Source organism: Hymenobacter coccineus (genome assembly GCF_001816125.1).
In the GTDB taxonomy this organism is placed as follows: domain Bacteria; phylum Bacteroidota; class Bacteroidia; order Cytophagales; family Hymenobacteraceae; genus Hymenobacter; species Hymenobacter coccineus.
The window spans coordinates 1-10,705 of record NZ_MDZA01000073.1; the positions used below are offsets into that span (position 1 = coordinate 1).

10 protein-coding genes are annotated in these 10,705 nt (G+C 67.1%); 8 read left to right on the plus strand and 2 right to left on the minus strand.

Annotation, left to right across the window (positions count from 1 at the left end):
- Positions 1 to 99 precede the first annotated feature (99 nt).
- From BEN49_RS05680 to BEN49_RS05700, 8 genes are all read left to right on the plus strand, one after another.
- Positions 100 to 852, plus strand: coding sequence for a T9SS type A sorting domain-containing protein (locus BEN49_RS05680; RefSeq protein WP_125916551.1), 753 nt, complete (start codon positions 100 to 102; stop codon positions 850 to 852).
- A 211-nt stretch (positions 853 to 1,063) separates the two neighbouring features.
- Positions 1,064 to 1,405 (plus strand): hypothetical protein, encoded by a 342-nt coding sequence (locus BEN49_RS26625; protein WP_125916553.1) that lies wholly within the window; start codon positions 1,064 to 1,066, stop codon positions 1,403 to 1,405.
- Positions 1,406 to 1,497: 92 nt separating this feature from the next.
- Positions 1,498 to 1,671, plus strand: a complete 174-nt coding sequence (locus tag BEN49_RS27620) for a hypothetical protein (protein ID WP_158022758.1) — start codon at positions 1,498 to 1,500, stop codon at positions 1,669 to 1,671.
- Entirely contained in the window at positions 1,658 to 2,170 is a 513-nt protein-coding gene (locus tag BEN49_RS05685) for a hypothetical protein (RefSeq protein WP_070741987.1), read from the plus strand. Before BEN49_RS27620 ends, BEN49_RS05685 begins: the two co-directional genes overlap by 14 nt.
- A 356-nt stretch (positions 2,171 to 2,526) precedes the next feature.
- Positions 2,527 to 2,688: a hypothetical protein gene (locus BEN49_RS27625; RefSeq protein WP_158022759.1), complete on the plus strand. Its 162-nt coding sequence runs from the start codon at positions 2,527 to 2,529 to the stop codon at positions 2,686 to 2,688.
- Positions 2,689 to 2,712: 24 nt separating this feature from the next.
- Positions 2,713 to 3,261, plus strand: a complete 549-nt coding sequence (locus tag BEN49_RS05690; protein ID WP_070741990.1) for a hypothetical protein — start codon at positions 2,713 to 2,715, stop codon at positions 3,259 to 3,261.
- A gap of 11 nt (positions 3,262 to 3,272) precedes the next feature.
- Entirely contained in the window at positions 3,273 to 3,998 is a 726-nt protein-coding gene (locus tag BEN49_RS05695; protein ID WP_070741993.1) for an NADPH-dependent F420 reductase, read from the plus strand.
- A gap of 320 nt (positions 3,999 to 4,318) precedes the next feature.
- Positions 4,319 to 6,730, plus strand: coding sequence for a glycoside hydrolase family 31 protein (locus tag BEN49_RS05700; RefSeq protein WP_083325809.1), 2,412 nt, complete (start codon positions 4,319 to 4,321; stop codon positions 6,728 to 6,730).
- 564 nt (positions 6,731 to 7,294) lie between these two features.
- Here BEN49_RS05700 and BEN49_RS05705 read toward each other — a convergent pair.
- On the minus strand, positions 7,295 to 9,919 hold the full coding sequence (locus tag BEN49_RS05705) for a glycoside hydrolase family 31 protein (RefSeq protein WP_070741999.1): 2,625 nt from the start codon (positions 9,917 to 9,919) through the stop codon (positions 7,295 to 7,297).
- Between the two features lie 150 nt (positions 9,920 to 10,069).
- Positions 10,070 to 10,705, minus strand: a 636-nt coding sequence (locus tag BEN49_RS05710) for a hypothetical protein (RefSeq protein WP_204376060.1), incomplete at its 5' end; no start/stop codon positions are given.

A 10,705-nucleotide genomic window follows, 5' to 3' on the forward strand; every position in this document is an offset into this window, starting at 1 on the left:
CCGACGTGTACGTGGCCGGCAGCTTCGCGGGCAACGTGCTGGGCAACGCCGCGGCTACCTTCGGCAGCACCACGTTCACCACCGCCGGCCTCATTGACCGTGCTGGCCAATACGACCACTGATAATTTGTACTACGACGTATTCGTGGCCAAGCTGGCCGATGCCGGTCCCAGCGGGGCCTTTGCCTGGGCGCGCCGCGCCGGGGGCCCCGGCGACGACTACGCCAACGCCCTGGCCGTGCGCGGGGCCGACGTGTACGTGGCCGGCAGCTTCGCGGGCAACGTGCTGGGCAACGCCGCGGCTACCTTCGGCAGCACCACGTTCACCACCGCCGGCCTCATTGACCTGTACGTGGCCAAGCTGACCGACGCGGGCCCCAGCGGTGCCTTCGCCTGGGCCACGCGGGCCGGCGGCGCGGGCTACGACTACGCCACCGCCGTGGCCGTGGGCGCAACCGGCACATACGTGGCCGGCGACTTTGCCAGCCCCACGGCCGGCTTCGGGCCCATGGCCCTGGCCAACCCCAACAGCGCCACCACGGCCTACCTGGCGGCCCTGGCCGACGGCACGGCGCTGGCTACCAACGCTCCGGCGCCGCTGGCCGGCGTGGTGGCCTACCCCAACCCGGCCCAAGTCCGCGCCACGGTGCGGGTGCCCGCCGCGCCCGGGGCCGCACGGGCCACCCTAACGCTGCTCGACGCCCGGGGCCGCGTGGTGCGCGCCTGGGCCGTGCCCCTGCCGGCCACTGGCACCACCGCCGAAGTAGCGCTGGACGGCCTGGCCCCAGGCCTGTACCACGTGCAGGTGCAAGCCGGCGGCTGGCGCGCCGTGCAGCCGCTGGTGGTGGAGTAAGGCAGGTGGCGCGGTGGCCGGGCACCTGGGCGCGTTTGGCCCCGGGCTATTGCGCCGCCCGCTGCCAAGCGCCACTGCCTTTTTCTCCTGCCTTAGCCCGCTGTACACGCGCAGCTTTCCGCCTCGTCCCCCGGCGCGGAGAAGCGCACGGCCGCCCTGACCGAGCGCGGCCAGAACGATGGCTTTTCCCAACCGGCTAACGAACCAGCCCATGGCAACTGAATTTTCACTCCTGGAGCGCACCATCCTCAAGGCCAAGAGCCTGACCGAAGAACAACTAGCCGCCCTGGGTGAGATGGGCGTGCAGGGCCGCGACGCTTTCGCGGAGATTGGCACCGTGGTGACTCTGCTGGAGCTGCTGTCCGACCTCGACCCCGCTGTGGCAACTCGGGTGCTAGAATGGGCCCTGCCCGCTGGCCCGGCCGCGCCCGCTGGCCCGGCCGCACCCGGGGCCCCAATCTCCCCATCGTGGTCGATTCGTCGGATGCCGCGTTTTGCGCCAACTGCCACCACAAGCAGCCCAAGGACTACACGCCCGGCGACTTGTGTGTGAACTGCAGCCGCTAGGCCGAGCCCATCGAGCAGTGCTTCTGGTGCGGCGCCAGCGGCCCCGGCAGGTTCTGCAGCAACTGCGGGGCCCACTTCGTGCGCACCGCCGAGCTGCCGCTGGCCCTGCTGCTGCGCCGCGATGGCCTGGCCAAAGACGGGATTCCGCGCCGCCTGAACGAGGCCTCGGCCGAAGAAAAAGAGCAGCTGTGGGGCCGCGTGCGCCGAGGCGCAGGCCCTGCACACCTTCCTACGCGGGGTGCTCTGGGATGAGGGGGCCCCGCTGGCCGCGCGCCAGCAGGCCAACGGGGTGTTGGCCCAACGGTACGAGGGCTACCACCAGTCGCCTCCCCTGCCGCTGGCCTTCACAGAGGAAGCGGCCAGCTTCTATTTTGGTTCTTTTGCGGCTTACGTCACGCACTTCGTGCACGGCATCAAGCACTTGCCCGTGCTCATCGGCCTCGAAACCGAGAGCAAGTTTCTGCGCCCGCTGGACGCGGTGGCCGAGCCGCAGCCAGCGGCGGGTGCGGCGTTTGTGCAGGCGCTGGCCGCGTTGCCGCTGCCGCTCGCAACGCAGTTCCGGGCGGCCCTCGTGCACCTGGCCCGGCACTACACCGGCTGGAGCATGGTGAACCGCTGGGCGGTGCAGGTGCTGGCCCAGTTGCAAGCCCACGCTCCCTGGCGCGAGGCCGTGCGGGCCGACCTGGCCAGCCTGGCCGATGCCCCCGACGACGACGTAACCTACCTGGCCAGCCAAGCGCTGGCTTCCTAAGAAGCGGTTGCCACGTACACTAACCTGGAAACCGCTCTAAACATTTAGTATTGAACTTCATGCAGCGCGCAGCGAAGCATCTTCCCCGCGCCGGCAATCATAATTAGTGACGCGGGAAAGATGCTTCGCTGCGCGCTGCATGACCGTTTTTAAACAACTCAAACAGCTTCCTGACCATTCCCTACGAGGCCCCATATATCGGCTGGCACCGTCCATCTCCCCTTTCCCGACCCCCGGGGAGACGGCGGGTGCGGCGCGGCCCGCGCTTCCCTGGCGCGGCTGGGGCCCCTACCCTGCCGTGGCGGGTGCTGGGCGGTGGCTGGTTACTTTATCATTCCTTTTCCTTACTGCCTGCCATGCTCAAAGTACTGTTTATTGTGGGTGGCCTGGCCGTGGCTGCCCTGGGCGGCACGGCGTGGATTTTTTTGCTGGGCCAGCGCTCGGTTGCCTACGTGCTCCACCTTACGGTACTCGATGCCCTGGGCCAGCCCTTGCCCGCGCAGGCCGTAATCGTTTGAAATCGAGGGTATCCGGCGAAGCATTTGCAGCTCGATTCGGCCGGGCAGCTCTCGGTGGCGGCTTTGGAGTCGTTCGGGGCCAGCGCCCTTACCGGCCCCAGCCGGCCCGAGGCTTTTGCCGTTCGGTTGCACCTGCCGGGCATTTCGCCCCTGTTCTATTGGTTTGATGTGGCGCACCCGGGGCCCCTGGGGCCCTACCAGGTGTACAACGATTCGTATTCTACCGGCTACAGCCAGTGGGTGGGCGGCTTCGACGCCAAGGGCCCCACGCGCCGCCAAACCAAGCCCGACGCCGCGGGCCAGCGCGCCGAGGGCGTGGCGCCGGTGGGGGGCAAGGTGCTGCGCTGGCTGGGCCAGGCCACGCTCGAGCGGGCGGCCAACAGGGCGGACGGCCGCCGCCAGTACACGCTGGGGCTGGTGCGTTCAGCAACAGGGCGAAGCGGTGTTGGAGCAGCAGTAGCCCGGCCGGCGCTGGCGTACCGGGCGGCTCCCGGGGCCCCAGGGGGCGGGGCCAAACAATTGGCTGGCCGGAGGGCTTACTACCTTCCGCTGCGCAAAGCAGCCGCTTACTAATCTTACCCACTATGAACATTGGAATCATCGGCGCCGGCCACATCGGCAGCGCCCTGGCCGTGCGCCTCACCAGCCTCGGCCACTCGGTACGCATTGCCAACTCGCGGGGCCCCGAAACCCTGGGCGACGTGGCCCAGAAAACCGGTGCTACCCCCGCCACTGCCCGCGAGGCCGCTCAGCACGGCGAAATCATCGTGGTCACCATTCCGCTCATCAACATCCCCGACCTGCCCAAAGACCTGTTCGCGGGCGTGGCGCCTGAGGTGCCGGTCATCGACACCAGCAACTACTACCCCCTGCTGCGCGACGGCCAAATCCGGGAACTGGAAACCGGCTCCATCACCGAGAGTGAGTGGGTGCAGCAGCACCTGGGCCGCCCGGTGGTGAAGGTATTCAACAACATCTACGCCGACCATCTCCAAAACAAGGGCACGGCCATTGGCACGCCCGGCCGCATTGCGCTGCCCGTGGCCGGCGACGATGCCGCCGCCAAGCAAAAGGTAATGGCCCTGGTGGAGGAGCTGGGCTTCGACGCCGTGGAAGACGGCAGCCTGCACGAGTCGTGGCGGCAGCAACCCGGCACCCCGTCGTACGGGGCCGATTGGACCGCCGCCAAGCTGCGCGAGCACCTGCGCAGCCTCGGCTCCGAGCGCACCGAGGCCCAGCACGCCGAGTACCTGGCCAACCACGCCGAGCAGGAAAAGCAGATGGCGGCGCAGGGCGTCAAGCTGAAGTAGCCCCGGGCTACCCGGGCCTTTGGGGCCCCAGCAAAAGGGCCGCGGCAACTGCCGCGGCCCTTTTGCTGGGGGCCCTATTTTTTGGCATTGCCCCGCCCCCGGGCTGATGGATGGGCTTTTGGGTGGTTTTGTACCCCATTTTGCTGAAAATGCCCCCCCCTCCCAGGTGGGTGGGGCGCTTACTTTGCAGCGCGTTGCGCCAGCCGCTAGCCCCAGCCAGATGCCCCGCAGCCAGCGGCGCACTCGGCTGGCCGTGGCCCGCCCGGCGGGCCCGGGGGGCCCAGCTGTTGTCAAAGCTTACTCCTTTTCTTCCTTTCCCCATGCCCCTCCCTTTCCCTTTGCGATTCCTACCGCCCACTGCTTTGCTGGCCACCCTGGGGCTGCTGGCTGCGCCCAGGGCCCAGGCCCAGCAGTACCAGAAAAATCCCGCGGGCCTCACCCTCACCACCGACTCACTCACGGTTGAGATTCAGTTTTATACGCCCGAGATTGTGCGGGTGCTGAAGTTTCCGAAGGGCCACGAGCCGGGCAAAAAGAGCCTGGTGGTGTTGCAGCCCCCGGCCGCCGGCCCGCTGAAATACGGCGAGCAGCGCGGCACCGTGCAGGTGGCCAGCGCCAGCACCCAGGTGCGCATCAACCGCCAAACGGGGCAGGTGAGCTTCCTGGCCGCCAAGGGCCAGCCGCTGCTGAGTGAGCAAGCCGGTGGGGCCCGCTTCACCCCCAAAAAAGACCTGGGCACCGCCACCTACCGCGTGCGCCAGCGGTTTCAGCTAGCCCCGGGCGAGGCGGTGTACGGCCTGGGCCAGCACCAGAACGGCCACCTCAACTACCGCGGCCAGCAGGTGCTGCTGAAGCAGAAAAGCCTCGACATTGCCGTGCCCGTGCTGCACTCGGGCAAGGGCTACGCCGTGCTCTGGGATAACTACTCCACTACCCAGTTTGCCGACAACGCCGCCGGGGCCCTATTCGACTCGGAGATTGGCGACTGCGTGGACTACTACCTGCTCAACGGCCAGGGCACGGCCGACGGCGTGGTGGCCCGCTACCGCCAGCTCACGGGCCAGGCGCCCCTGTTTCCGCGCTGGACGCTGGGCTTCTGGCAAAGCAAGGAGCGCTACCGCAGCCAGAACGAAACGGTGGGCGTGGTGGAAAAATACCGGGCCCTGGGCGTGCCCCTCGACGGCATTGTGCAGGACTGGCAGTACTGGGGCGAGGACAACGACTTCTGGAACGACATGGCCTTCAACAACCCCGGCTTTCCCGACCCGCAGGGCATGGTGGACAAGGTGCACGCGCTGCACGCCCACCAGATGATTTCGATTTGGCCCTCGTTTGGCCGCAAAACCAAGGCCTACCAGGAGCTGGCCAGCAAGGACATGCTCTTCGACTTCATTACCTGGCCGCGCACGCCGCACGTGAAGGTGTACGATGCCTTCGACCCCGCCGCGCGCGACATTTACTGGAAGTACCTGAACCAGGGCATCTTCCGGCTGGGCATGGATGCCTGGTGGATGGACGCTACCGAGCCCGACCAGCTTGCGCCCTTCGACACCGACGACGACAACGAAACCGCCCTGGGCAGCTTCCGCCGGGTGCGCAACGCCTACCCCCTCGTGGCGACCGGGGGCGTGTACCAGCACCAGCGCCAGGTCAGCGAGGCCAAGCGCGTGTTCATTCTCACGCGCTCGGCCTTTGCCGGGCAGCAGCGCAACGCCACCATGGTGTGGTCGAGCGACGTGGACTCGCGCTGGGACGTGCTGGCCAAGCAAATCCCGGCCGCCCTCAGCCTGAGCCTCGCCGGCCTGCCCCACTGGAACAGCGACATCGGCGGCTTTTTCCCCAACGGCGAGTACCCGAAGGGTGCGAAGGACCCGGCCTTCCAGGAGCTGTTTACGCGCTGGCAGCAGTTTGCGGCCTTCACGCCCATGATGCGCGCCCACGGCGAGGCCACGCCCCGCGAGATTTACCAGTTTGGCGAGCGCGGCAGCTGGGCGTTTGATGCGCAGGCCAAGTTCATCGACCTGCGCTACCGCCTGCTGCCCTACCTCTACTCCAATATGTGGGCCGTGACCAGCCGCGCCGGCACGGTGCTGCGCGCCCTGCCCATGGACTTCCCGCAGGACCCGAAAGTGACCGATATGGGCTCCGAATATATGTTCGGGCCCGCCTTTTTGGTGCGCCCGGTTACGGAGGCGCAGTACGTGAACCGGCCCGACAAGAACGTGCCCGTGCCGGCCAGCTTTGCGCAAACCAAGGGCGTGGACGTGTACCTGCCAGCCGGGGCCAAGTGGGTCGATTTCTGGACCGGCCAGCCTCAGGCGGGCGGCCAAACCGTGCAGCGCGAAACGCCCATCGACCTGATGCCGCTTTACGTGCGCGCCGGCTCGGTGCTGCCCCTGGGGCCCCACCAGCAGTACACCGGCGAGAAGGACGGGGCCCCGTTGGAAATCCGGGTGTACCCCGGGGCCGATGGCGAGTTCACGCTCTACGAGGATGAAAACGACAACTACAACTACGAGAAGGGCGCCTACGCCACCATTCGGATGCGCTGGAACGACCGGGCCCGCCAGCTGACGCTGGAGAACCGCGCCGGCACCTTTCCCGGCATGCAGGCCAGCCGCACGTTCCGCGTCATCCTGGTCGATGCCCAGCACGGCACCGGCGTGGGCGCCGACGACGCCCCGGCCAAGGAGGTAGCCTACACCGGCAAGCAGGTAGCCGTGAAGCTGTAGCCACTGCGGCCGGCAGCAGCCAGGGGCCCCAGCGCCCCACGCCGCTGGCCAGCCCGCAGAAACCAAGTAAAGCAGAATCCCCGTTGGGTGGCCCTCGCGCGAGGCTCACCCCAACGGGGATTCTGCTTTACTAACCGCTACCAAGCAATCAGCCATTAGCTTTTGCTTTGATTGATAACCTGTTATCGAGCAGCCAACGTGCGTTTACTCATGCGCTACTGCTTAAGCAGCACTTTAGCTTAGGGGCTGTTTGAGTTGCTTAAGAACGGTCATGCAGCGCGCAGCGAAGCATCTTTCTCGCGCCGGTAATCATAACGCGGGAAAGATGCTTCGCTGCGCGCTGCATGACCGTTTCAGAAGGAATTTCTGCTAACTCAAACAGCTTCTTAGAGCCGTTTCCAGGTTCGTGTACATGATGATGGTACTCACCTGTACCACCAAGCTGTGCTGGCACCGCAGGGGGCTTGCGTTAGGGGCCCTGGGGCAAAACCCCTGCGGTGCCAGCACAGCTTGGTGGTACGGGTTGCCACATACACGAACCCCTAAACTGCTCCAAGTAAGCCCTCAACGCTTCAGCGCAACCTTTTTACCAGTATATACCACCCGCTGCCCGAGCGTGCCGAACTCTGCGCCGTGGGCGGTGGCCTCGCTGGCCCACACTACGTTGAATACGCGGCGCGGGAGGGCGCCGGGGTAGGTGCCCTGGGCGGGGCCGATGGTCAGGGTTTGGCGTTGGTCGTTCCAGGTGAAGGGGATGGTGCGGCGCTCGCCCTGCTCGTAGCGGTAGCTGTCGCCGGCGTCTTCGTAGAGGGTGAAGTGGCCGTCGGCCCCGGCGTAGACCCTGATTTCCAGGGTGTCGGCGGTTTTTTGGCCGGTGTATTGGAGGCGCTTGCCCAGGGGCACGATGGCGCCGGCCCGCACGAAAACCGGGGTGGTGGCCGCGGGCGCGGGGGCCGCCACGGTTTGGCCGCCCGCGTAGCGCCGGCCCGTCCAGAAGCTGTACCACGGGCCCCCTTTCGGCAGGTACACCGGCCACTCGGTGCGGCCCGGCGCGGTGACGGGCGCCACCAAAAATGCGGGGCCGAACAGGTACTCGCCGGCCTGCCGCGCGGCGGCGGTATCGGTGCGGAAGTCCATCACCAGCGGCCGCATCAGCGTGGAGCCCTGGCTGTGCACCTGCCAGGCCTCGGAGTAGAGGTAGGGCAGCAGGCGGTAGCGCACGTCGAGCAGCTGCCGGATATTGGCCTCCACCACGGGGCCGTTTTTCCAAGGCTCAGTTTCGGTCTGGTAGCCGTGCACGCGGAAAATGGGCGTGAACGCGCCCCACTGGTACCAGCGCATCAGCAGCTCGTTGTACTGCGGGTCGGTGTACTGGCCGGGGCCGGGCCGGAAAAACCCGCCGATGTCAGTCGTCCAGTAAGGCTGGCCAGTGATGGTGAAATTGAGGCCGGCTGGCACCTGCCGCCGAAACGAATCCCAAGTGCCGCCAATGTCGCCCGACCAGTTGATGGTGCCGTAGCGCTGCTGGCCCAAAAAGGCTGACCGCGTGAGGATGCACACGCGTTTATCGGAGGTGGTGGCGCGCTGGCCCTCGTACACGGCCTGGTTCACAAACAGCGGGTAGGTGAGGCGGTAGAAGTCGCCCGGCCCAATCGCCAATTGCTTGCCGTGGAGCGCGTCGTTTTCGGGCTCGGTGGCGTCGAGCCACCACGAATCGACGCCGTAGCCAAAAAGGTTTTTATTCATGGCCGCCCAGTGGGCCGTGCGGGCGGCGGGGATGGTGAGGTCGAGCCAGGGGCTGTCGGGAATGTAGAAGTTACTGGCCACGTGGCTTTTGCCGATGGCCGATTCCTTATTTAGATTCTCCCACACCGAGATGTTGAAGCGGGCGTGCTGGGCGTGCAGGTTCTGCAGGAGGGCTGCCGGGTCGGGGTAGTGGGCCTCGTCGAACTGCATCACGCCCCACCCGTACTTGCCCCAGTACTGCCAGTCCTGCACAATCACATCCATTGGAATCTGGCGCCGGCGAAACTCGGCCACCGTGGCCTCCAGGTGGTCACTGGAGGTGTAGCGCTCGCGGCACTGCCAGAAGCCGTAGGCCCACTGCGGCAGCATCGGCACCGCCCCCGTCAGCTGCCGGTAGCTGCCGATGACGGCATCGGCCTGGGGCCCGTAAAATACTACGTAGTCAAGCAGCTGGGCGTTGGGCGAGCGGAAGGTGGTGCGGGCATCCACTTGCTTGTAGGTGAGGCGCGGCGCGTTGTTGGCCTTGCACACCACCCGCACCGTGTGGGGCCCCGCGGCCAGCTTCAGCTGGGCACTGGCGGTGGGCGGCAGCCAGAAATTGCGGTGGTCGATGCACGCTACCCCGTCAATTTCCACGCAGTGCCGGTTGCCCATCGCGCCCAAATCGAGCAGCACGGAATAGGGCCCCGCGGCGGGCAGCGTGACCGTACCGGTGTAGGTGGCCTGGTCCTGGGCTACCTTTTGAGTACCGGTGGCGGTGGTGGCGTCCACGGCGGTGCCGGCCTGGGTGGTTTCGACCTGCTTGGTGAGGGCAATGGGCGCGTCGGCGGGGTTGAAATCGGTGAGGCCGTACTGGTGCCAGAGCAGCCCGTAGCCCTTGCTGGAATAGATGAAGGGTAGAGCAATCTGGGTGTTCACCTGCGTGAGTTGGCGCGTGACGCCCCGCAGGTTGAAATGCCCATCCTGAAACTGCCCCAGGCCCAGGATAACCTCGTCCGGCGCGGCCTCAAAAGCCTGCTGGGCCACCACATCGGGCTGGCCCAGCACGGGCGGGGCCGCCACGAGGCGGGTGGTGGGCGTTTCGCGCAGAAACACGCGCCCGGCCGGGTCGAGGTAGCTCACGGTGCCGGTGGCCTTGTCGAGCCGGGCGCCCACCTGCCGGGTCGTGAGCAGCAGCGCCGCCGCCGTTTCCGTCACCTTAAAAGCGGGCACCGGGGCACCGGCCGTGAACACCAGCTCCGGCAGTTGCGGCAGGGGCCCCCGGGCGTATTGCAGCCGAATGGCATTGTCGGCCACCGGCCGCAGCACCAGCTGGCCATCCGCGAGGGTAATCGTCACCCGGTCGGCCGTGCGGGTGTAGCTCCGGAACTGCTGCGCCAGGGCTACCCCCGGCCAGCACAGGGCCAGGTAGGCGAGGAAAAGGGCGATTCGGGGGAAAGGCATGAGCGTTGGGTAGTTGGAAATAGGGTAGTCTGGGCCGAGGGTTTCGCCCTCCACGGGCGCCCAGTAGGTGGCGGCACGATTTATAGTGGTTTGCGCAGGGCCCTACCCCCTTCACCAGAAGCCAAGGGCGGGCAGGGCCCCGCGCAATCACTAATTGCCCCCGGCGCGGCCGTACACGGCCAGCGCAAAGTCGTAGCCGCGCTTGTCGTTGAGCATAGCTGGGGCGCGGTTGAGGTAGGCGCTGCCGTCGGCATACGCCTCCTGGCGGCTCACGCGCCAGAACAGCGGGGCCGACTTCTCCACCCCTTGCAGCTCGAAGGCGTAGGTGTGGCCGGCCAGCAGCGGCACCTGGTTGGGGCCCGTAAAATCGAAGTTCAGCAAGCCGGCGGCCTGGGGTGTGTAATTGATTTTCAGTCCCTTGCCCGCACCCAGCAGGTTGGGGCTGGGGGCGTAGGTGGACGGGCTGGCGGCGGCGGCCTCGGTGGGCCCCAGGTCGTACAGGGCCAGGGTGACGGGCTGCGCGGGCGCGGTGCCCAGCCCATCGCCCCCAAACAGGCTGATGCGCGTGAGCTGGCAGGCCGTGGGCACCCGGAAGGTTTGCCCCAGGCTGGTGGCGCCTTTGTCGTGGTTGAAGCTGAGGTTGTCGAGGGCCGCGTTGGCGGGGTTGGCCACGGTGCTGACCACCGGCGTGCCAGGCCACTGCGCGGGCCGGGGCTGCGCGTTTTGGGTTACGGCAACGCCGGCTTCGGCGGGCGCGACGGGGGTAGGCGGGCCCACTGGGGGGCG

Coding starts and splice junctions, on each gene's coding strand:
- BEN49_RS05700 (WP_083325809.1), top strand. CDS start 4,319: ATGCCCCTCCCTTTCCCTTTGCGATTCCTACCGCCCACTGCTTTGCTG.
- BEN49_RS05705 (WP_070741999.1), bottom strand. CDS start 9,919: ATGCCTTTCCCCCGAATCGCCCTTTTCCTCGCCTACCTGGCCCTGTGC.
- BEN49_RS27625 (WP_158022759.1), top strand. CDS start 2,527: ATGCTCAAAGTACTGTTTATTGTGGGTGGCCTGGCCGTGGCTGCCCTG.
- BEN49_RS05695 (WP_070741993.1), top strand. CDS start 3,273: ATGAACATTGGAATCATCGGCGCCGGCCACATCGGCAGCGCCCTGGCC.
- BEN49_RS26625 (WP_125916553.1), top strand. CDS start 1,064: ATGGCAACTGAATTTTCACTCCTGGAGCGCACCATCCTCAAGGCCAAG.